25 protein-coding genes are annotated in these 21,262 nt (G+C 70.4%); 11 read left to right on the top strand and 14 right to left on the bottom strand.

The features are described 5' to 3' along the window. Positions 1–143: 143 nt before the first annotated feature. The 7 genes from ASG04_RS04450 to ASG04_RS04420 all read left to right on the top strand — a co-directional run bounded on the left by ASG04_RS04450 (position 144) and on the right by ASG04_RS04420 (position 7,276). Positions 144–1,145 carry a sugar phosphate isomerase/epimerase family protein gene (locus tag ASG04_RS04450; protein ID WP_056120913.1) on the top strand — a complete coding sequence of 334 codons (1,002 nt, stop codon included), beginning with the start codon at positions 144–146 and terminating at the stop codon, positions 1,143–1,145. Continuing rightward, positions 1,142–2,095, top strand: a complete 954-nt coding sequence (locus tag ASG04_RS04445; RefSeq protein ID WP_056120912.1) for a 3-hydroxyacyl-CoA dehydrogenase family protein — start codon at positions 1,142–1,144, stop codon at positions 2,093–2,095. The genes ASG04_RS04450 and ASG04_RS04445 overlap by 4 nt, the downstream gene beginning before the upstream one ends. A gap of 11 nt (positions 2,096–2,106) precedes the next feature. Then, positions 2,107–2,874: an SDR family NAD(P)-dependent oxidoreductase gene (locus ASG04_RS04440; RefSeq protein WP_056120910.1), complete on the top strand. Its 768-nt coding sequence runs from the start codon at positions 2,107–2,109 to the stop codon at positions 2,872–2,874. 129 nt (positions 2,875–3,003) lie between these two features. Further along, a complete protein-coding gene (locus tag ASG04_RS04435; RefSeq protein ID WP_056120908.1) occupies positions 3,004–4,386 on the top strand; it encodes an MFS transporter in 1,383 nt (460 codons plus the stop codon). Further along, a complete protein-coding gene (locus ASG04_RS04430) occupies positions 4,383–6,089 on the top strand; it encodes a dihydroxyacetone kinase family protein (RefSeq protein WP_056120906.1) in 1,707 nt (568 codons plus the stop codon). Before ASG04_RS04435 ends, ASG04_RS04430 begins: the two co-directional genes overlap by 4 nt. Further along, positions 6,086–6,847: a triose-phosphate isomerase family protein gene (locus ASG04_RS04425; RefSeq protein WP_056120904.1), complete on the top strand. Its 762-nt coding sequence runs from the start codon at positions 6,086–6,088 to the stop codon at positions 6,845–6,847. Before ASG04_RS04430 ends, ASG04_RS04425 begins: the two co-directional genes overlap by 4 nt. Before the next feature lie 21 nt (positions 6,848–6,868). Beyond that, positions 6,869–7,276: a VOC family protein gene (locus tag ASG04_RS04420; RefSeq protein ID WP_056120902.1), complete on the top strand. Its 408-nt coding sequence runs from the start codon at positions 6,869–6,871 to the stop codon at positions 7,274–7,276. A 93-nt stretch (positions 7,277–7,369) separates the two neighbouring features. Here ASG04_RS04420 and ASG04_RS04415 read toward each other — a convergent pair whose 3' ends face one another. The 13 genes from ASG04_RS04415 to ASG04_RS04365 form a co-directional block, all read right to left on the bottom strand. Further along, complete coding sequence (locus tag ASG04_RS04415) at positions 7,370–8,125, bottom strand: hypothetical protein (RefSeq protein ID WP_056120900.1); 756 nt, start codon at positions 8,123–8,125, stop codon at positions 7,370–7,372. Next, positions 8,125–8,790: an ATP-binding cassette domain-containing protein gene (locus tag ASG04_RS04410; RefSeq protein ID WP_162241690.1), complete on the bottom strand. Its 666-nt coding sequence runs from the start codon at positions 8,788–8,790 to the stop codon at positions 8,125–8,127. The genes ASG04_RS04415 and ASG04_RS04410 overlap by 1 nt, the downstream gene beginning before the upstream one ends. 2 nt (positions 8,791–8,792) lie before the next feature. Then, positions 8,793–9,134, bottom strand: coding sequence for a hypothetical protein (locus tag ASG04_RS17785; protein ID WP_235515435.1), 342 nt, complete (start codon positions 9,132–9,134; stop codon positions 8,793–8,795). A 394-nt stretch (positions 9,135–9,528) separates the two neighbouring features. Continuing rightward, complete coding sequence (locus ASG04_RS04400; RefSeq protein WP_082517814.1) at positions 9,529–10,482, bottom strand: radical SAM protein; 954 nt, start codon at positions 10,480–10,482, stop codon at positions 9,529–9,531. Between the two features lie 58 nt (positions 10,483–10,540). After that, on the bottom strand, positions 10,541–10,666 hold the full coding sequence (locus ASG04_RS17970; RefSeq protein ID WP_268750888.1) for a hypothetical protein: 126 nt from the start codon (positions 10,664–10,666) through the stop codon (positions 10,541–10,543). Positions 10,667–10,960: 294 nt separating this feature from the next. Beyond that, positions 10,961–11,632, bottom strand: a complete 672-nt coding sequence (locus ASG04_RS04395) for a response regulator (protein ID WP_056120893.1) — start codon at positions 11,630–11,632, stop codon at positions 10,961–10,963. After that, entirely contained in the window at positions 11,629–12,882 is a 1,254-nt protein-coding gene (locus ASG04_RS04390; protein WP_056120891.1) for a sensor histidine kinase, read from the bottom strand. The genes ASG04_RS04395 and ASG04_RS04390 overlap by 4 nt, the downstream gene beginning before the upstream one ends. 7 nt (positions 12,883–12,889) lie before the next feature. Then, positions 12,890–13,033: a hypothetical protein gene (locus tag ASG04_RS17300; protein ID WP_156463526.1), complete on the bottom strand. Its 144-nt coding sequence runs from the start codon at positions 13,031–13,033 to the stop codon at positions 12,890–12,892. Between the two features lie 145 nt (positions 13,034–13,178). Continuing rightward, the gene (gene fdhA / locus ASG04_RS04385; RefSeq protein WP_056121574.1) at positions 13,179–14,399 is read right to left on the bottom strand and encodes a formaldehyde dehydrogenase, glutathione-independent; all 1,221 of its coding nucleotides are present in this window, start codon (positions 14,397–14,399) and stop codon (positions 13,179–13,181) included. Between the two features lie 107 nt (positions 14,400–14,506). Continuing rightward, entirely contained in the window at positions 14,507–15,502 is a 996-nt protein-coding gene (gene dhaK, locus ASG04_RS04380; RefSeq protein WP_056120889.1) for a dihydroxyacetone kinase subunit DhaK, read from the bottom strand. Between the two features lie 89 nt (positions 15,503–15,591). Beyond that, positions 15,592–16,221, bottom strand: coding sequence for a dihydroxyacetone kinase subunit DhaL (gene dhaL, locus ASG04_RS04375; RefSeq protein WP_056120887.1), 630 nt, complete (start codon positions 16,219–16,221; stop codon positions 15,592–15,594). Continuing rightward, positions 16,218–17,006, bottom strand: a complete 789-nt coding sequence (locus tag ASG04_RS04370) for an HAD-IA family hydrolase (RefSeq protein ID WP_056120885.1) — start codon at positions 17,004–17,006, stop codon at positions 16,218–16,220. The genes dhaL and ASG04_RS04370 overlap by 4 nt, the downstream gene beginning before the upstream one ends. Next, positions 17,003–17,866 carry a class II fructose-bisphosphate aldolase gene (locus ASG04_RS04365; RefSeq protein WP_056120883.1) on the bottom strand — a complete coding sequence of 288 codons (864 nt, stop codon included), beginning with the start codon at positions 17,864–17,866 and terminating at the stop codon, positions 17,003–17,005. Before ASG04_RS04365 ends, ASG04_RS04370 begins: the two co-directional genes overlap by 4 nt. 132 nt (positions 17,867–17,998) lie before the next feature. Here ASG04_RS04365 and ASG04_RS04360 point away from each other — a divergent pair, with 132 nt between their 5' ends. After that, a complete protein-coding gene (locus ASG04_RS04360) occupies positions 17,999–18,736 on the top strand; it encodes a GntR family transcriptional regulator (protein ID WP_162241689.1) in 738 nt (245 codons plus the stop codon). Between the two features lie 135 nt (positions 18,737–18,871). Here ASG04_RS04360 and ASG04_RS04355 read toward each other — a convergent pair whose 3' ends face one another. Further along, the gene (locus tag ASG04_RS04355) at positions 18,872–19,552 is read right to left on the bottom strand and encodes an SDR family NAD(P)-dependent oxidoreductase (protein WP_056120879.1); all 681 of its coding nucleotides are present in this window, start codon (positions 19,550–19,552) and stop codon (positions 18,872–18,874) included. 157 nt (positions 19,553–19,709) lie between these two features. Between ASG04_RS04355 and ASG04_RS04350 the strand changes: the two genes are divergently transcribed. From ASG04_RS04350 to ASG04_RS04340, 3 genes are all read left to right on the top strand, one after another. After that, complete coding sequence (locus ASG04_RS04350; protein ID WP_146245179.1) at positions 19,710–19,892, top strand: hypothetical protein; 183 nt, start codon at positions 19,710–19,712, stop codon at positions 19,890–19,892. Between the two features lie 18 nt (positions 19,893–19,910). After that, positions 19,911–20,459, top strand: a complete 549-nt coding sequence (locus tag ASG04_RS04345; RefSeq protein WP_056120874.1) for a MarR family winged helix-turn-helix transcriptional regulator — start codon at positions 19,911–19,913, stop codon at positions 20,457–20,459. Positions 20,460–20,542: 83 nt separating this feature from the next. Beyond that, positions 20,543–21,151, top strand: coding sequence for a TetR/AcrR family transcriptional regulator (locus tag ASG04_RS04340; protein ID WP_056120872.1), 609 nt, complete (start codon positions 20,543–20,545; stop codon positions 21,149–21,151). Positions 21,152–21,262 lie beyond the last annotated feature (111 nt).

Genomic DNA, 21,262 nt, shown 5'->3' with positions numbered 1-21,262 from the left:
CGTCCTGATCCTCCGAGCCCGGTCTCCTTCGGAGCCCCCGTGCGGGGGGTTTGGTCCGATCGCTTGCGGTCTCGCCGTGTCGGAGTACGGTTCCTATAGGAAAGAGGTTCACCGCCGAACCGCCGCATGCGAAGGAGCATCCCGTGAGCACACCGCAGGACTGGGTCCAGCAGGACTGGGACACCACGACCTGGACCGCCGAGACGTGGCCGATCGCCGTGTGTCTGCACGGGTTCGCCCCCGTCGGCCGCGACGGTGTCGCCTTCCACGACGCCGACCCCGCGGTGTGGGACGACGTCTTCGGCCAGATCGCCGCCGCCGGGTTCTCGCTCGCCGAGCTCGCCGACAGCCACGTCCGCCCCGCCGACCTGGAACCGTCGCGCCGGGACGAGTTCTTCGCGGTCGCGCGGTCGCACGGCATCGGGATCCCGTCGGTGCACCTGCAGCGCCGGAGCATCATCCAGCCGGGGCACGAGGCCGAGAACCTGGCGTATGCGCACCGCACGATCGACGCGGCGGCCGAGTGGGGCATGCAGGTGTTCTCGACCGGGCTGCACCAGCCGTTCAGCGACGCCCAGAAGCAGGCGCTCTGGTTCTGGACGGCGCAGGGTCCGAAGGACCCGGACGACCCGGAGGTCTGGGCCGCCGCGGTGTCCCGGCTGCGGGAGCTCGGGGAGCACGCGGCCTCGGTCGGGCTGCCGATGGCGCTCGAGCTCTACGAGGACACCTACCTCGGCACCGCCGACAGTGCGGTCCGCCTGGTCGAGGAGATCGGGCTCGACACCGTCGGGCTCAACGCCGACGTCGCGAACCTGATCCGCCTGCACCGTCCGGTCGAACCGTGGCGGGAGCTCTTCGCGAAGACCATGCCGTACGCGAACTACCTGCACGTCAAGAACTACACGCGCGACGAGGCAGCGGACCAGAGCTGGTCCACCTCGGTCCCGAGCACGATGGAGACCGGGCTCATCAACTACCGCCAGGTCCTGCGCGACGCGGTGGCCGACGGCTTCCGCGGCATCGTGATGACCGAGCAGTACGGCGGCGACAGCCTGGGCGTGTGCGCGACGAACCAGGACTACATCCGAGGTGTCCTCGCCACCGCGGACCTCAGCACCACCACCACCGAAGGAGCAACTCGATGAGCACCCTCGACATCGCCGTCGTCGGATCCGGCTACATGGGGGGCGGGATCGCCCAGGTCCTGGCCCTCGCAGGACACACCGTCCGCATCAGCGACGTGTCCGGGGACATCGCTCGCGCGAACCTGGACCGCCTGCTCGGCGAGACCGCGCAGTTCGTCGCCGACGGGCTGTTCCCGGCGGACGCCGTCGAACGGGTCCGCGAGCACCTCAGTGCTGCCGAGACCATCGAGGAAGCGGTGGCCACCGCCGACTTCATCGAGGAGGCGGTGCCCGAGAAGCTCGCGATCAAGCACGAGACCCTCCGCCGCATCAGCGCCGCCGCGCGTCCGGACGCCGTGATCGGATCGAACACCTCGACGATCCTCATCGAGTCTCTCGCCGAGGCCGTCACCGGTCCCGAGCGCTTCCTCGGGGTGCACTTCTCGAACCCCGCGCCGTTCATCCCCGGCGTCGAGCTCATCCCCCACCCGACGACGAACGACCACGCGGTCGAGGTCGGCGAGGTCGTCGTCGCCGCCACGGGCAAGCAGTCCGCACGCGTCAAGGACTCGACCGGGTTCGTCCTCAACCGCCTGCAGTACGCCCTGTTCGACGAGGCCACGAAGATCGCCGACGAGGGCATCGCGACCCCTGACGACATCGACACGATCGTCCGGACGACCTTCGGCTTCCGCCTGCCGTTCTTCGGCCCGTTCGCGATCGCCGACATGGCCGGACTCGACGTCTACGCGTTCTGCTTCGAGTCGCTGCAGACCCGCTGGCCCGAGCGCTTCGCGACCCCGCCGTCGCTGCAGCAGCACGTCGACGCGGGCGAACTCGGCACGAAGTCCGGGTCCGGCTACCTCGACGTGCCGGCGGACCGCACCCCCGAGCTCGTCGCCTACCGCAACCGCGCCTACGTCGCCATGCAGAAGCTCCTCGACGAGCTCGGCCCGGCGCCGATCCACTGAGGAGCACGGACATGACCACCACCGACCAGCGCCGAACCGTCGTCCTGACGGGTGCCGCATCCCCACGCGGGATCGGGCGCGCCACCGCACACCACCTGGCCGAGGCCGGATGGGACGTCGGGATCATCGACCTCGACCACGACGCATCGCAGGCCGTCGCAGCCGAGGTCCGGGACGCCCACGGTGTCCGCGCCGTCGGCGTGGGCGCCGACGTCAGTGACGAAGCCGCCGTCCGGTCCGCGTTCGACGCCATCGAGGCCGAGCTCCCGCCGCTCGTCGCACTCGTGAACCTGGCGGGCGTCTCGTCGGCGCACGCGTACCTGGACCTGCCGCCGGGGGAGTGGCACCGTGTGCTGTCGATCAACCTCGACGGCGTGCACTTCGCCAGCCTGCGCGCCGCGGAGTCGATGGTGGCGAACGGGTACGGGCGGATCGTGAACCTGTCGTCGGTCTCCGCCCAGCGCGGCGGCGGCACCTTCAGCAAGACGCCCTACACGGTCGCGAAGGCGGGCGTCATCGGGCTCACCCGGGGGCTCGCCCGCGAACTCGGACCGCGCGGTGTGACCGTCAACGCGATCGCACCGGGACCGATCGACACCGACATCATGGGCGGCACCCTGACCGAGGAACGCAAGACCGCGATGGCTGCCGACGGGGTCCTGCCCCGCATCGGGACGCCGCGGGACATCGCCGCCGCGGTGGCGTACCTGATCAGCGAGGACGCCGGGTTCGTCACCGGTCAGACGCTGAACGTCGACGGCGGCCTGTACATGCACTAGGGCCAGCCGCCCACGGGTCGCGCGCCGACGACGCGACGCGACCCGTGCCTCCCGTCCGGACCACCGAACCACCGTCCACCGGTCCCGGACCCCCCGCACCAGCACCGTGCTCGCAAAGGAGCGAACCCCGTGTCACTGCCCCATGCCCCCGCGCTCGGATCAACCAACGACCCCGGCCTCAAGTCCGCCATCGGCAAGGCGACCAAGCACCTCATGCCGATGCTCGTCATCCTGTACTTCGTCGCATTCCTCGACCGCACCAACGTCGGGTTCGCGGAAGAGGCGCTGAGCGTCGACCGCGGCATCTCGGACGCGGCCTTCGCGCTCGGTGCCGGCATCTTCTTCATCGGCTACGCGATCTTCGAGATCCCGTCCAACCTGCTGCTGAAGCGCTTCGGCGCCCGGTTCTGGCTGGCCCGCATCGCGATCACGTGGGGCATCGTCGCCGCGCTGTTCGCCTTCACCACGAACGACACGATGTTCATCGTGCTGCGGTTCATCCTCGGCGTGACCGAGGCCGGGCTGTTCCCGGGCGTGATCATGTACCTCTCCGAGTGGTTCCCGAACAAGGTCCGCGTGCGGATGTTCGCGATCTTCTACCTGGCCCAGCCGTTCTCGCAGATGATCGGTGCGCCCCTGTCCGGCGGCCTGATCAGCGTCGGCGACCAGGCCACGCCCTTCCACGGCTGGCAGGTCATGTTCGCGGGCGAGGGCGTCCTGGCGGTGCTCGCCGGCATCGCCGCGCTGGTGTTCCTGACGAACAGCCCGCAGAAGGCAAAGTGGCTCGACCAGGGTGAGAAGGACTCGTTGACCGCAGCCATGGCCCGCGAGGACACCGCCCGCAGCCAGGACGGCCCGACCGGCATCTGGAAGGCGATGGCGAGCGGCCGCGTCTGGTACTTCACGGTCATCTACTTCTGCCTGCAGGTCGCCGTGTACGGCACGACGTTCTACCTGCCGCAGCAGGTGTCCTCGCTGCTCGGGCAGGACGTCGGCTGGCAGGTGGGGCTCGTGACCGCGATCCCGTGGCTCGTCGGGCTCGTCGCCTGCTACCTGGTGGGCTCACGGGCGGACACGGTCGGACGGCGTCGACGCTGGGGGACGATGTTCTACCTGACGACGGGGCTGTCGATCCTGGGGTCCGCCTGGGCCGGTGCGAACGGCCAGCCCGTCCTCGGCATCCTCTTCATCACGCTGGCCGTGGCGAGCTTCCTGGCGGTCGGCCCGATCACGTGGGCCTACCCGACGGCGTTCCTGACCGGTGCGGCGGCAGCGGCAGGCATCGGCCTGATCAACTCGCTCGGCAACCTGGGCGGGTTCGTCGCCCCGATCATGCGGACCGCCATCAACGAGGTCGTCCCGACGGACAGCGGTGCGTTCGGCATCGTCTCGCTCGGGGTGCTCGCCTTCCTGGCCGCGGTGATGATCTTCTGCACGAAGTACTTCCGCGGGGCCCGGGCCGACGAGCTGCTCGACACCACCCACGTCGCGACGAAGGAGCCGACCCGATGACCCGGCTGTTCAACGACCCCGCCGACTTCGCCGACCAGGCCACCGAGGGGTTCGTGGCCGCCAACCGCCGCTGGGTCCGCCGTGTGCACGGCGGCGTCGCGCGGGCGACCACGAGCCCGGACGGCACGGTGGCCGTGGTCATCGGCGGCGGCTCCGGTCACTACCCGGCGTTCGGCGGACTCGTCGGACCGGGCCTGGCCGCGGGTGCCGCGCTCGGCAACCTCTTCGCCAGCCCCAGCGCCCAGCAGGTCGCCGGCGTTGCGCGAGCGGCCGACCACGGGGGCGGGGTGCTGCTGAGCTACGGCAACTACGCCGGTGACGTCCTGAACTTCGACGCCGCGGCCCGCACCCTCGAGCAGGAGGGCATCCCGGTGCGCACGGTGCGGGTGACCGACGACGTCGTCTCGGCCCCGGCGGACCGCCAGCACGATCGTCGTGGGATCGCCGGTGACCTCTGCGTGTTCAAGGTGGCGGGGGCGGCGGCCGAACAGGGCCGTGACCTCGACGCCGTCACCGCCGTCGCGGAGCGGGCCAACGAGCGGACGCGGTCCTTCGGCGTCGCGTTCTCCGGCTGCTCGCTGCCCGGCGCGGACGAGCCGCTGTTCACGGTCCCCGAGGGCCGGATGGCGATCGGGATGGGCATCCACGGGGAACGCGGGATCGACGAGACGGACGTGCCGAGTGCCGACGGGCTCGCCGACCTGCTCGTGTCGCGCTTGCTCGACGAGCTCCCCACCGGCGTCCGGGTCGACGGAGCGCGCGTGGTGCCGGTCCTGAACGGGCTGGGCAGCGTCAAGTACGAGGAGCTCTTCGTCGTCTACCGGTCCGTGCAGCGGCTGCTCGTCGACGCCGGCGCGGTCCCGGTCGAACCCGAGGTCGGCGAGCTGGTCACCAGCTTCGACATGGCCGGGGTGTCGCTGACGCTGTTCTGGCTCGACGACGAGCTCGAGGAGCTCTGGGCAGCGCCCGCCGACACCCCCGCGTACCGCAAGGGCGGGGCGACACCGCAGGAGCGCGTGCCCGCGTCGGACGCCGAGGCCGACCTGGAGGCCGTCCCCGTCGGTCCGGCATCGGACGCCTCCCGCGCGGTCGCCGCCGACGTCGCCGCGGCGCTCGCCGCGACCCGTGCCGTGATCGACGAGCACGCGGACGAGCTCGGACGCATCGACGCGGTCGCCGGGGACGGCGACCACGGTATCGGGATGCAACGGGGTGCGCACGCCGCCGACGAGGCCGCCGCCGACGCCGTCGCACGCGGTGCCGGGCTCGGCAGCGTCCTGCGGATCGCCGCGGACGCCTGGTCCGACCGGGCAGGCGGCACGTCCGGCGCGATCTGGGGCGCCGGCCTGGAGGCCCTGGGTCGCGTCCTCGGGGACGACGAGCGCCCGACGGGTGCGCGCGTCGCGGACGCGGTGCACGCCGCCACCGAGGCGGTGCTCGCCTTCGGCGCGGTCCCCGGCGACAAGACGATGGTCGACGCCCTGGTGCCGTTCGACTCGGTCCTGCGCGAACGGCTCGAGGCCGGGGACCCGTTCGCCGGTGCCTGGCGTGCTGCCGCGGATGCCGCACGGGCCGCCGCGGACGACACCGCCGCGATGCTGCCCCGGAAGGGCCGCGCCCGGACCCATGCAGACCAGGCCGTCGGCACGGTGGACCCCGGCGCGCTGTCCTTCGCACTCGTCGTCGCCGCAGTCGCCCCGTGACCACGATCGGCGTCTCGCTGAAGACGTACTTCTCCCACGCCCGGACCCTGACCTGGGCGGGGGCCGTCGCGGACATCGCCCGGCGGCACCCCGCCGTGCAGTCCGGCGCGGCGACGCTGTTCGTCGCACCGACGTTCCCGGCGCTGGTCCCCGTGCGGGACCTGCTCGTCGGATCGGGGGTCCGGCTCGCCGCGCAGGACCTCGGGTGGTCCGACGCGGGACCCTTCACGGGCGAGGTCTCCGGCGCCGAGCTGCACGAGATCGGGGTCGACCTCGTCGAGATCGGGCACGCCGAGCGACGCGCACTGTTCCACGAGACGGACGAGGTCGTCGCGGCCAAGGTGCACGCGGCGTTCCGTAACCACCTGCGACCACTGGTGTGCGTCGGCGAGACGACCCGGTCCTCCCGGCCGGACGACGCCGTGGCGGACGTGTCGGCGCAGCTCGACCGGGCGCTCACTGCGTCCGACGCCGCCGGCGCGACCGGTCAGCTGACCGTGGCCTACGAGCCCGTCTGGGCGATCGGCGCGGCCGAGCCCGCTCCCGAGGACCACGTGGTCGCCGTCCTCGGCGGCCTGACCGCGCACCTGGCAGCGCGGGCGGACCAGGTCGGCAGCGACGTCCTGTACGGCGGGAGTGCCGGTCCCGGCCTGCTCACCCGCGCCGAGGGGCGGATCGGCGGGCTGTTCCTCGGGCGCTTCGCCCACGACCCCGCGGCCGTCGAGCGGGTCCTGGACGAGGTCCTGGCCCTCGGCTGACCCGCGCAGTACGGTTCCTGCATGAGCGCACCCGTGCCGTACTTCCACTTCCCCGGGACCGCCGCCGACGCCCTCGACACCTGGCAGCGGGTGTTCGGCGGTTCGGTCGAGCGGCACACGTTCGCCGAGTTCGGTCGCCAGGACGGACCACCCGACGCGGTCGCTCACGGCGAGCTGCGCGGCGCGGTCGACCTGTTCGCCGCGGACACCGCCGACGGCGAGAGCCCGACCGCGGTGGACGGCGTGCTGTTCGCGCTCCTCGGGGCGGCGGACGCTGCGACCTCGGCGCGGTGGTTCGATGCGCTCGCCGAGGGTGGCACGGTGGTGGACCCGCTGACGCTCCGGCCGTGGGGCGACCACGACGGGCAGGTCCGCGACCGCTTCGGGATCACCTGGCTGATCGGGTTCCAGGGGCCCGCTGCCGACTAGGAGACGCTCGACCCACCGTGTGGACGTCGAATCGCAACGCCGAACGCGCCTGCGATGACTCGGGACTGCGAGCCTACGGGCTGGTCCGCGTTCTCACAGTGCGACGTGGTCGAACCGGCGCCAGCGGACGAGTGCCAGCGTTCCGAGGAGCATGCAGGCGGCGGCTCCGGCGTTCAGCACGACCGACAATCCCGCGATGGGCGGGAGGAAGCCGTCCGCCGGCCCGGTGAGGATGAGTGGCAGCACGTTCGCGTAGAGGTTGACCGTGGTGAAGTCACCGCCGACACCGATGAAGAACGACTTGGTACCGGGTGCCCCGAGTCGCCAGAGCACGATCGCCTGCGCGGTGACGACGACCACGAGTGAGACGACGAAGACAGTCGTCGCAGGACCGCGGCCTCGCATCGTCTTCGCGATCGTCGCGACGAGGACGACTGCGATCAGGAACGCTGCGATCGACACGACCTTCGCCGCGAACAGGTACGCGAACACCGTCGTGCGCTCCGCCCCGACCGTGTCGCTGATGTGCGGTGTCTGTGCCATCAGCGTGGCGACGTGCTGCGCCACCATGTAGCTCCCGAGGACGAGCGCCTTCCTGGCGGTCAACCGCCACGGGCTCAGCACGCTCAGGTGCAGCAGGGTGTCGTGGCCGAGCGTCAGGAACCTCAGTATGGCGGCCGCGACGTACACGGTCGTGGCGACCCACGCCACGAGGCCGGTCATCGCGAGGACGACGGCGAACACCTCGACGTGTGTGGCTGCCGCGGTCGCGATGCCCGCCGCGACGGTGAGCCCGATTGCAATGGAGAAGTACGGCAGGTGATTGCGGTACTCGACGCGCCAGAGCATCAGGTGAGGACCTCCTTGATCTGTGCTTCGAGCGAGCCGTGGGAGGCGATCGCCGACGTCTCGGTGTGAAGGAGTACCCGGCCCGCGTCGATCACGATGGCCGCGTCGAACAGCGTCTCGAGTCCTGCGATGAGGTGCGTCGAGATGAGGACCGTCGATCCGGGTTGTCGCTCGTGTCGGATCAGGTCGATGACGCGATCGCGGGTGAGTGGATCGACGGCGGCCAGCGGCTCGTCGAACACGTAGAGCGGGCACCGACGCGCGAGCGTGAGTGCGATGTGCACCTGCTCCGACATGCCCTTGGAGAGCTGGCTGACACGCAGGGACTCGTCGAGTCGCAGCGTCGCGAGCAGGGCATGCGCTCGTTCGGCGTCGAAGTCCGGCCAGAGTCGCGAGCCGAGTGCGATGCACGTCGAGAGCCGGAGCCACGGGTACCACATCGGGACATCGGGCAGGTAAGCGATCCGACCGCTCCTCGTGATGGTGCCACTGTGGCGATTCACGAGCCCGCAGATGACACGGATCAGGGTGCTCTTCCCGGCGCCGTTCCGTCCGAAGAGACCGATGACGCCGCCATCGTCGGAGAGTGTCAGATCGACAGCGTCGAGCGCGCGGCGTCGCCCGAAGCGGACGGACAGGCCGGAGATCGAGACGAGTGCGGGCACGGTCACTTCCAGGAGGTCAGGACGAGATGCAGGACGACGCAGACCGCGGTCGCCGCGCTGGCCACACGCACGACGTTCAGCCAGAGCGGGTTGTGGCGGAATCCCCGAGCAGCGTCGATCCGCCCCAAGGCGAGGAGGACGCGGAAGCCGTCAGAGCCGAGGACGGGAATCAGGTTCCACCCGAGCAGCAGCGTGGTCAGGTGGACCGCGAACGCGAGTGATGCGCTCCCGATCCACACCTGGTTGAGGATGAGCAACGCGGCGAGTGACACCACGTTCGACGCGATCCCGGCGAGGTGGACGACGGCTTGTTCCGAGCGGTCGAGCAGGATCGTCTGCGACATGCGGACGTACACAGCGGGGAAGATCCCGTGATTGAGCTTGAAGCCGATCCGGTCTGGTTTGCGTCCGAGCGCACGAAGCGTCACGACGTGCGCGGTCTCGTGGAGGGCCAGGCTCGGGATGATTACTGCGATGAAGGCAGCCAGCGCCCGTCCGTCAGGCGGTGCGTTCGAAGCGGAGGTGATCGCAACTGCCGTCCACGTGAGGACGGTCAGGATGACGGCACCGAGTGTGACTCCGGTTGGGATCCGCCTCGTGGACACTCGGAGTGCCGATCGCACCGACGAGGGAAGGCCGCCGACATGCGTCCGGAAGTACCGGTCGCGGTCGCGGTCGTGGACGACCGCGACCTGACCGCTGACGCGGATCTCGCAGTGGTCATCCGCGAAGGACATGTCAGGCGATCGCATGCTCGCGCGCCCAGTAGTCCATGACGAGCGGCCGGATGGCTTCGATCGCCGGGCGGTCGCGGAAGATGATGGAGCACAGCTCGCAGGGGGAGACCACTTCGGTCACCGTCGCCGCAGCGGACTCGGGTGCCACGGATCGGATGGCTTCGATGAACCAGCGGAAGCGTTCGCGACGCATGATGCCGAGCAGGGCGTTCCGCTCGACGCGGCCGACGAGTTCCAGGAAGTCCTCGTCCACTCGCCCCAGCGTCATGTCCGTGTCGAAGATGGACGGAGAACAGCACGGGTACACGAGACCGTCGTTGTGGAAGATGACCTGCGTCCCCGGGCAGTACAGCATGCCATCGGTGATCGGACGTCGGCGGAACTCAGTGTCATCGAGCGATCGTGCTTCTCCGGCCGGCACCACGGGGAACTTGGTCACCTGGATGCCATCGGTGCTGTCGCCGAGCTCTTCGAGCAGGCCGTTCGAGTTCTTCGACGTGCTCACGCACATGTTGAGAACCACGCGAACTCGACGATCCCGAGATGCTTCGAGGATGTTCCTGATGCGTCCGGAGGTGATGTACGGGGAGTGGAAGTCGTCGTAGCTCAGGGTCAGTTCCCTCAGTCCGGCGGCCTCGAGCTCGGCGAGCACGCGGTCCGCTGCTCGTCGGGTGACTCCCCAGAACCCGTTCGTCACACAGGAGGCGTTCTTCCCTGCGGCGGTGATGCGCCCGATGATGTCCATCGTTCGCCGTCGTCGGATGAGCGGCTCACCGCCGGTCAATCCGATGTCGTGCACTTCTTCCCGCGCGAGCAGCTGGTCGACAATCCGGTCGACGAGGGCATCGTCGAGGTTTGCTGTCGCATCCGGTGAGCTACTCACGCAGCAGTGCGCACAACGAGCGTTGCACTTCGAGTCGAAGTTGATACCGACGCTCCAGCGCGGCGTGGTCATGGTGGGTCCTTGGGTCGAGGTCGTCGAGGGTCCCCGCCCCGACTTCTCGAATCGTCGATCAGCCGCCGACGATGACGGCGCCGCCCTGGCCGACGACGAAGTACCACAGGTCGTCGACGACTTCGAGTTCGGCGACGGTGTCGTCGAGGACGAAGCTCTCGGGCATGCTCTTGGTGGTGTCCATGTGCCCCTCCTTCCCACGTCTCGTTGTTGGTCGAGGCGGGGACACGCACCACCATAGAGAACTGGACGTTGCAATGTAAAGTTTCAATTCCGCGTGCCCCCCCCCGCGTTGCTCGCTGAGTTCACGCAGCGAATCGCGCGCGACGCCAGCCACCTCACCGCACGGACAACGTCGGTGACAGCGTGGAACCGAGCAGGAGATCAGCGAGCACCACCCACCGGGCATCCGACAACTCCAGGAGCCGGCTTCCGACACTCATGACCTTTACAGTCACCGCCGGTGCAGCGACACGACCTAGGCGTCGCGCGCGCCGGCCAGGCCGTGGTCGTGCGCGTACACGACGAGTTGGACACGGTCGCGCAGGGCGAGCTTGCCGAGGATGCTCGAGATCTGGGTCTTGACGGTGGACTCCGTGACGAACTCCCGGCCCGCGATCTCGGCGTTCGACAGCCCGCGTGACGCCCAGCCGAACACGATGCGCTCACGGTCGGTCAGGGTCTGGAACTCGGGCGGCTGCGGCGCCGGCGCCCGTTCGACGTCCGCGCCGAAGAGCTGCGACAGGTCGTTCGGCGCGATCACCGAGCTGCCCTCGTGCACCGCCCGCACCGCTGCGAACAGGAACGGCGGGGTGGTGTCCTTGAGCAGGAACCCGCTCGCGCCCAGGCGGATCGCGGTGGCCGCGGCCGGGTCGAGGCCGAACGTCGTCAGCACGACGACGCGGGGGAGCGGACCGTCGACCGCGCCCGAGAACAGCCGGCGGACGGTCTCGACGCCGTCCATGCCCGCCATCCGCATGTCGAGCAGGACGACGTCCGGTCGGAGCTCCGGGATGAGCGCGAGTGCCTCGGCCCCGTCGGACGCCTCGCCGACGACGACCATGTCGGGCTGGGCGTCGAGCACGACCCGCAGCCCGGCGCGGAACAGGGACTGGTCGTCGGTGAGCAGGATGCGGATCGGGTCGGTCATCGGTTGGTCCCCCCATGGACGTCGAACGGGATGCGTGCGCGTGCGGTGAACACGGCGTCGAGGACGGCGGCGTCGAACGACCCACCGAGTGCAGCCAGACGGGACTGCATGCCGACCAGGCCGCGGCCGGAGCCTGCGGTGGACGGTCGCGGGTCGATGCCGAGCCCCTCGCCGACGGCCGGTTCCGCGGTGGGCACGGCGTTCTCCACCTCGAGCACCAGGTCGGCGGAGCGCCAGGTCTCGCGGACCGTCACGCTGCCGCCGGGAGCGCCGTGCCGGAGCGCGTTCGTCAGCATCTCCTGCAGCACGCGCCGCGCGGCCGTGCCGGTCTCGTGGCCGAGGGAGCCGGCGGCACCGCGCACACTGTGGTCGACGGCGACACCGGCCTCGCGGATGCCCTGCACGATCGCGTCGAGTGACGCCGGGTCCGTCCCGATGTCGGAGCCGTCGATGTGGCCGAGCACCTGACGCACCTCGACCAGGGAACTGCGGGCGGTGCTGGCGATGGTGGCACTGACCTCGCGGATGCGGGCCTCGTCGGCCAGGAACGGCACGGAGTCGGCCTGCGCGATGATCACGGCGAGCGAGTGACCGACGACGTCGTGCACGTCCCGGGCGATGTCGGCGCGGATGCGTTCCGACTCGGCCTCGTCGACCGCGCGGGTGGCGACGGCCTCGGCGCGGCTCGCGACCTCTTCGGCGCGGGTGGCCGCGGCCTCGGCGTCGGCACGGCGCACGGACTCCCGGACCTGGGACCGCACGGCCCGGGCGGCGAGGCCGACGGCCCACACGGACAGCAGCGCCAGCGCGGGCGCAGCGAGGACGATCGCCGCCTGGTCACGGGGGCCGTTCAGCAGCAGCAGGTAGCGGTAACCGGTTCTGGACAGGTACAGGGATGCGGTCGCGCCCGCAACCACCGACAGCACCCCGGCGAGCACCACCTCGATCCGCGTCCCGACGATCGCCACCGTGCCGACCACCACGAACAGGGCGATGTCGACGAGTGACGGGCGTTCACCGCCGAGCACCTGGACGACGCCGAGCGCGACCGCGATGAGCATCGCACCCGACGGGGACATCCGTCGGACCGCGATCGCGAGCGTCGCCGCGGCGACGGCCGGCAGGCTGGCGTGCTCGAGCTCGAGGTCGATCGGCGCCAGGAACACCAGCGCGGCGACGAGGGCCCAGCCGAGGTCGACGACGATCGACCGCGGGGACAGCGCCCTGGTGAACCCGCGCCCGTCCCTCACGGCTCGATCATCGCACGGCGACGGACGCCGAGGCGGGGGCGTCCGCCCGGGTCTCGGGAGCGTGGGTGCCGCCGATCGCCCAGCACGCCACACCGGTGACGACGGCGATGGCGACGAGGGTGACGGCGGTGGCGCGGGTGGTCGAGTGCATGCTCCCAGCCTCGTGGGCCGGGACCGTCCGGGCATCGACCGCTCGACCGAAGCGGCTCGGTCGTGGGGTGGAGATCGCGTCAGGACGGGACGGGAGGCCCGGTGCCAGCTGGCACCGGGCCTCCCGTCCCGTGGCGGGACCGCCGTCAGGCGGCCTTGATCAGGCCGTTCGGGTTCAGGACGTACTTCGTCGCCGCGCCCTTGTCGAACTCGGCGTAGCCGCGCGGGGCGTCGTCGAGACCGATCGCCTTCGCGTTGACGTTCGCCGCGATGCTCGTCCGGTCGTGCAGGATCGCCATCATCAGCTGCCGGTTGTACTTCATCACCGGGCACTGGCCGGTGGTGAAGGACAGCGACTTCGCCCAGCCGGTGCCGAGGCTCAGCGAGAGCGAGCCCTTCTGCGCGGCCTCGTCGACCCCGCCCGGGTCACCCGTCACGTAGAGCCCGGGGATGCCGAGGGCTCCACCGGCCGCCGTGACGTCCATCAGCGAGTTCAGCACCGTCGCGGGTGCCTCGTCACTCGATCCCGCGCCGTGCCCCTTGGCCTCGAAGCCCACGGCGTCGATGCCGCAGTCGACGAGCGGTTCACCGAGGATCTGGTCGATCTGGTCGGCCGGGTCGCCCTTCGTCAGGTCCACGGTCTCGCAGCCGAAGCTCCGCGCCTGGGCCAGCCGGTCGGCGTTCATGTCGCCGACGATGACGACGCTCGCGCCGAGCAGCAGCGCACCGGTCGCCGCCGCGAGTCCCACCGGTCCGGCGCCGGCGACGTACACGGTCGAGCCGACCTCGACGCCAGCGGTGACCGCACCGTGGAACCCGGTGGGGAAGATGTCGGACAGCATCGCCAGGTCGAGGATCTTCTCCATCGCCTGGTCCTTGTCCGGGAACTTCAGCAGGTTCCAGTCGGCGTAGGGCACGAGCACGTACTCGGCCTGCCCGCCCACCCATCCGCCCATGTCGACGTACCCGTAGGCGCTGCCGGGACGGTCCGGGTTGACGTTGAGGCAGATGCCGGTCTTGCGCTCCTTGCAGTTCCGGCAGCGCCCGCACGCGATGTTGAACGGCACGGACACCAGGTCGCCGACCTTGATGAACTCGACGTCCGGGCCGACCTCGACGACCTCGCCGGTGATCTCGTGACCGAGCACCAGGTCGGTGGGGGCGGTGGTGCGACCGCGGACCATGTGCTGGTCACTGCCGCAGATGTTGGTCGCCACCGTGCGCAGGATCGCGCCGTGGTTCACCTTCCGCCCGACGTTCGCCGGGTTGACGCCCGGTCCGTCGTGCAGCTCGAAGGTCGGGTAGTCGACGTCGATGACCTCGACCTGCCCCGGTCCCTTGTACGCGACTGCGTGGTTCGTTGCCATGTGGTCCTCCTTGATCACAGTGCGGCGGCGCCGGATTCGACGCCGTGGTCTCGTGGTGCGCCCATCGGCGCGGGGTGGCGCGATGTGCGCGGTGTGGTGCCGTTCGGTCAGAACGTGCGGATCGGGATCTCGGCGGGCGCGGCGAGCAGGTCCTTGACCTCGTCGTCCAGCTTCACCAGGGTGATCGACGCGCCGGCCATGTCGAGCGAGGTGCAGTACTCGCCGACGTAGCTGCGCACGGGGGTGATGCCCTGCGCGACGAGCTTCTCGTGGGCGATCCCGTACAGCAGGTACAGCTCGCTGATCGGGGTGCCGCCGAGCCCGTTCACCATGAGCGCGACCTCGTCGCCGCTCGAGAACGGCAGGTCCGAGACGATCGGTTCGAGCAGGATGTCGACGATCTCGTCCGCGGGCACGATCTTCTGCCGTGCGCGGCCGGGCTCGCCGTGGATGCCGACACCGACCTCGATCTCGTCGTCGCCGAGCTCGAACAGCGGCGACCCCTTCGCCGGCGGCGTGCAGGCGGTCAGCGCGACACCCATCGTGCGCGTCACCGCGTTGACCTTCTCGCCGACCCGGACGACCTCGTCGAGGTCCGCACCGGCCTCGGCCGCGGCCCCGACGGCCTTGATGACGAAGAAGTTGCCGGCGACCCCGCGGCGACCGATCGTGTACGTGGAGTCCTTGACGGCGACGTCGTCGTCGATGAAGAGCGTCTTGACCGTGATCCCCTCGGCCTCGGCGAATTCCTCGGCCATCTCGAACGCCATCTTGTCGCCCGTGTAGTTGTTGACGAGCAGCAGCACGCCCTTGGCGCTGTTCACCCGGCGGGCAGCCGCGATCACGTAGTCCGTCGGCGGCGCCGCGAACACGTCACCGGGACAGGCGGCGTCGAGCATGCCCTTGCCCACGACCATCACGTGCGCGGGTTCGTGCCCCGAACCGGATCCCTGCACGATCGACACCTTGTCGTCGTTCGGGGCGTCGGCCCGGACCACGAGGTTGTACTCGGGGTCGTAGGTGAGCGTGTCGGGGTTCGCGAGTGCGAGTCCCTTGAGCATGTCGGGCACGAACTGCTTCGGGTCGTTGACGAACTTCTTCATTGCGGGTGCCTCACTCCTTCGTGATGGATCGCGGGGTGTCTCGGGTCGGGGTCAGGATCGGGTCGGGTTGGATCGGGTCGGGTCGGGTCTCACCAGGTGTCGGCGATGCGCTCGGCCAGCACCGCCACGGCGACGGCGCCCGGGTCCGGCGACCCGATGCTGCGCTCGCCGGTGTAGGACGCGCGTCCGCGGCGGGCCTGCAGCGCCGACGTCGCTTCTGCTGCGCCCCGGGCGACCTCGGCCGCGTGCCGGGCGATCGCGCCGCCGTCGGTGCCGTCCGCGGCATCGGCCTCGATCGCGTCCGTCATCGGGACGATCGCGTCGAGCAGGGTCTTGTCGCCGAGGTCGGCACCGCCGCGCTTCTTGATCCCCTCGACCGCGGCTCGGAGCATCGCGACGACGTCGTCGGCGCGCAGGTCCGGCTTGCCCTTGACGACCACGGCGGCCCGCAGGAAGGCCGTGCCCCAGATCGGGCCGGACGTGCCGCCGATCCGACTGCTCATCGTCATCGCGACCTGCTGCAGGAACGCACCAGGGTCCTCCTGGTCGTACCCGTCGAACTCGGCGAGCACGTTCTCGAACCCGCGCGCCAGCGAGTACCCGAAGTCGCCGTCCCCGGCGACGGCGTCGAGGTCCGAGAAGTACGTCTCGTTGTCGACGCAGGTCTGGGCGATGCGCTGGACGACGGTCGCCAGTCGGGTGGTGGTCTCGGTGGTCACGGTCGTCCTCCGGTCAGACGCAGCAGTTCGGTGAGGGTGTCGAGCGTGACCTGGCCGGTCGGCTCGACGTGGTGCGGGTCCTGCAGCACCCGGTCCGGTGTGTCGGGCAGGTCGCCCAGGCTGTCGACCACGAGTGCAGCGCCGGTGAAGTCCTCGTCGGCGGTGTAGCTGCTGATGGTCACGACGGTCGTCAGCCCGGCGGCGACCGCGGCACGCAGGCCGTTGGCGCTGTCCTCGACCACGACCACGTCGGTGGGGCTGACGCCGAGCTCGCGGACGGCGAGCTCGTAGACGTCCGGTGCGGGCTTCTTGCGCGGCACGACGTCGCCGGCGAAGACCGCGAACCACGCCGCCGCGTCCTGGCCCACGACGTGCTCGAGCACCGCGCGCACGGACGATTCGGCGGAGGTCGACGCCACCGCCAGCAGCCAGCCCGCGTCGTGCGCCTCGTGCACGATCCGTGCGATCCCGGGACGCCCCGGCAGGTCTCCGGCCCGGACCCGGGCGGTGTACCGGCGCGTCTTCTCGGCGTGCCAGTCCGTGACGGCGGCGCGCTGCGCCTCCGGGTCGGACGGGAGGCCCGCACGGGTGACGAAGTCGGGTGTCAGCAACGACGTCAGCCGTTCCTTCCCCCCGCCGATCCGCAGGACGCTCGCGTAGTCGTCCTCGCTCCAGTGGACGGGCAGACCGAAGTGCTCGAAGGTCTCGTTGAAGGCGGGCAGGTGCCCGTCCCGCTCGGTGTCGGCGAGCACGCCGTCGCAGTCGAAGACGAGTGCGGGCGTCATCGGCGGTCGGCCTGGCCGTCGGCCTCGAACCACTGCACGTGCTCGGCGATGACCCCGCTCACGGCCGACTCGATCGCGGCGACGAGCTTCGGCGGGTCCCAGCTGTCCGTCTCGCGCGCGTGCTCCAGGTGGTCCAGCGACGCCTGCATGTAGGCGTGCTTGACGGCCGTCGAGATGTTGATCTTGGACACTCCGGCACGGATGAAGGCGCGGAAGTCGGAGGCGCGCAGACCGGTGCCGCCGTGCAGGACGATCGGTCGGTCGGTGAGCGCGGCGAGTTCGGCCGCGCGCTCGGGCAGCAGCACGGGGTCGGCCTTGTACAGGCCGTGGCTCGTGCCGAGCTGCGGCGCGATCAGGTCGGCGTCGGTCTGCTCGGCCACCGCGGCCAGGCGCTCGACCGAGTAGGCGTGCCGGGAGTCGTCGCTGCCGACGCCGTCCTCGACGCCCAGGATGTTCTCGACCTCGGACTCGACGTCCACCCCTGATGCATGGGCGGCGGTGGTCACCTCGCCCGTCTCGCGCACCGCGTCGTCGAGGTCGCGGTCGGACGCGTCGAAGAGGACGCTCGACCAGCCGGCGGCGATGACGTCGTCGAGGACCCGACGGTCCGGGCAGTGGTCCAGGTGCAGGGCGACCGGGACGGCGACGTCGCGGGTCAGCGCCCGGAACAGGTCGGTGGTGAAGGCCGTCCCGGAACTGCGGACGGTCTTGACGGAGATCTGCACGATGAGCGGCGCGTGGGTGCGTTCCGCAGCGGCGATCACCGCCCGCATGCTCAGCTCGTCGAAGACGTTCACGGCCGGGACCGCGTAGCCGGCGTTCCGGGCGGTCCTGGTCAGGGCCTTGGTGGACACGTCCATCGGCACTCCTCACTCCGTCGTGGGATGGTCGTCAGCATCGACGACGTGATCGGACTGTACCTGTCTAGACAGGGCTCGACAAGTACACTGTCCGATCATCCGGCGAGAGTCGGCCGAGCAGCGAGGTGGTCCGTGATCGACGCAGTGGAACGCGACTCCGTCGTGCCCATCTACCAGCAGCTCGAGGACATCTTCACGGCGAAGATCGCGAGCGGCGAGTGGCTGCCGAGTCAGCGGATCCCGTCCGAGAACGAGCTCAACCGGCACTACGGGCTGAGCCGGATGACCGTTCGCGGGGTGCTCAACAAGCTCGCCGCCGACGGCCTGCTGACCCGCGTCCCGGGCAAGGGCACCTTCGTCGCACCGGACAAGATCAACGCCGTGTCGCCGGCCTACCGCGGCATCCGCGAGCAGCTCGAGGTGCTCGGGTACGACATCACCACCGAGCTCGTCGCGCTCGACCGCGGACCCGCCCCGGCACGCGTCCGGGACCGCCTGGGACTTGGCGCGGACGACGACGTGTTCGCCATCGTGCGGCTGCGGTCCGTCGACGGCAAGCCGCTCAGCGTGCACCGCTCGTTCGTCCCGGCCACGATGGCACCGACCCTCGACACGCTCGACGTCGTCGGGGAGCAACTCTGCGTGGTGCTCGAGGACTCGTTCGACCTGGCGATGCACGACGTCGCCGAGGCGCTCGAGGCCGTCGCGGTCGCCGAGTCCGACGCCACGTTGCTCGACCTGCGCCGCGGTGACCCGGCGCTGCAGCTCACCGACGTCATCTCCGACCGGGCGGGCACGACGTTCGAGTACTCGACGATCGTGTTCCGTGGGGACCGGATGCGCCTGCAGTTCGACTACACGCGGCCCTGACCGACCACGTGGAAGCCTCGGACGACGTCAGTCGACGCGAGGCCAGTCCGACGTGCGTCCGAGGCGTCCTACGCGGTTGATGAAATCATCGCGACTGGCAGTGGCCCCTGGTAAATTTATCAAGCAGCGTCCCACTCAGACCGACACGGACCCGAGCATCCGGTGCGCGATGGAGATCGACTCGCCGGACACGACCGACAGCGGCGACGACAGGAACGCGACCAGGTCGGCGATCTGCTGCGGGCTCGACTCGCCACCGGCGCCGCGCTGCACGGAGCCCGACGGCTCGTCCGTCACCGTACCGGGGTTGACGACGTTGACCGTGACCCCCGATCCGGCAGACTCGTCGGCCAGGTTCTTCGCGATGACGTTCGTCGCTGCGTTGCGCAGTGATGCCGTGATGTTGCCCGAGATGTAGGCGTTCTGCCCGCTGATCACGACGACCCGCCCGAAGCCGGCGTCGCGCTGCCCGGGGAGCACGGCGTTCGCCACGCGCAGGAACCCGAGGGCCTTGCCGTCGATCGCCCCGGCGACCTGGTCGGGGTCGGACTTCTTGGCCGGGTCGAGCGTTCCGGCACTCGGGGCTGCGGTCACGACGAGGACGTCGATGCGCCCGTGCCGGTCGAGGACTTCCCGGACGCCAGCGTCAACCGACTCCTGCGACGCGGTGTCGATGGCCACCCCGTCGGCACCGGCGCTCCGCGAGGCGACGACGACGGTGGCCCCTTCTGCGCGGAGTCGGTCTGCGACGGCGGCGCCGATGTAGCCCTTCCCCCCGACGACGAGTGCGACACGGTCTGCGAGTTGGAGGTCCATGCTCCGACGCTATCCCCGACCGGCTCGGCCGTCCCAGCGCTTCAGTGCGCGAAACGTACAAGTCCCGAACTGTTCGTTGCGCGAACCGTTCGCGTTCTGAAACACTTCCACCGTCCGATACGGACGCATGGACACGGTCAGGAAGGTGGAAGCACGCATGCGCAGCACGTACCTCGGGATCGAGCACCGTACCCGACCCGCCGGCTCCCACCCCCGGGTCGGCCTGACGCCCCCGTCCGTCATCGAGGCCTTCGTGACGGCCCGGATCCAGGACCCCTCGCTGCTGTCCCGCCGGACGGAGCCGTCCTACGCCGACTTCTTCTCCGTCCCCCGTTCCTGACCGGGAGTCCGTGACCACATGCCGTTGACCGTCGTCCGCCGCGAGCACCACCACCTGTACAGCCGTCTGCCCCGCTCGGCCGACGCGCGACGGGCCGTCGACGCCCTGCTGCGCCTGCAGCACGCCGAGGAACAGCAGATCGAGCACGCCCGTGCCGAGAGCGGGCTCGCCAAGAACGAGTTCCTGGCCGTCCGGTACCTGCTCCAGGCGCACCGGGACCAGCGGGCGATGGGGCCGAAGGACCTCGCCGTGATGCTCGCGGTGTCGAACGCGTCGGTCACGAAGCTCGTCGACGCGCTGGTCGAGTCCGGCGACGTCGTCCGGACGGCACACCCCACCGACCGGCGTGCGCAGGTGCTCGAGCCGACCGAGCAGGCCGCAGCCAAGATCGATGCCGCGTACGCGCGGTTCCACGAGATCGTCGTCGAGGTCTTCGACGGCCTGTCCGACGACGACAACCGCGCGGTCGCGCAGGCGCTCGGCCAGGTCGTCGACGGACTGTCCCGGGCGGTGCCGGAGCCGGCCGACGAGTACACCGTGGGTGTGGCGGCCGACGCGACGAGGTGACGGACAGGAGGCTCGGTGACGGCTCGCGCCGTGCCTCCCGTCGGTTTCCCCCACCGGAAACCTTCCAGCGGTAAGTTGACAGGATGACTGCCGCCGAGGACGCCGAGACCGCGCCTCGGCGCGGGTACCGCAAGGGCGCGGAGCGACGGACGCAGATCCTCGACCAGATGATCCGGATGGTAGCCGAGCAGGGTGTGGACGCGTCGTCGCTCCGGTCCGTGGCCGAGGCCCTCGGCATCACCCACGCCGCGCTGCGGCACTACTTCCCGTCGCGCGACGAACTGCTGCTCGCCGTCTACCGCGAGCACGAGGTCCGTGAGCAGGGGGCGCCCGACCGGCTGAAGTCGGCGATCGGGGACATGCGGGAGAGCGCCGGGCGCAACCGGGAGATCCCGGGGCTCGTGCAGCTCTACACGACGCTGGCAGCCGACGCCGTGGGTGAGGGGCATCCGTCGACGAGTGCGTTCATGCGGGAGCGGTTCGCCCGGCTGCGCGGCGAGCTGTCCGAGTTGATCGCGCGGGACCAGGCGGCGGGACGCATCCGCGCCGACGTCGACCCGACCGACCTGGCATCGCTGAGCATCGCCGCGTCCGACGGGTTGCAGGTCCAGTGGCTGCTCGATCCGGACGCGGTCGACGGCGAGCGGGTGCTGCGGTTGCTCGAGTCGATGGTGCCCGCGTCCGAGGACTGAAGTAACAGCTCGGTAACGGTGCAGGATCCGACCCATCCTCTCCGGCGGGGGTGCCGAATCACTGTCACCAGCCGGGAAACACCCGGAGCGCTCACCAGCCGCAGGTCGCTG

Source organism: Curtobacterium sp. Leaf183 (genome assembly GCF_001424385.1).
Taxonomy (GTDB): Bacteria; Actinomycetota; Actinomycetes; order Actinomycetales; family Microbacteriaceae; genus Curtobacterium.
The sequence above is the reverse complement of the archived record's forward strand: the minus strand, read 5'-3'. Positions and strand labels throughout refer to the sequence as shown.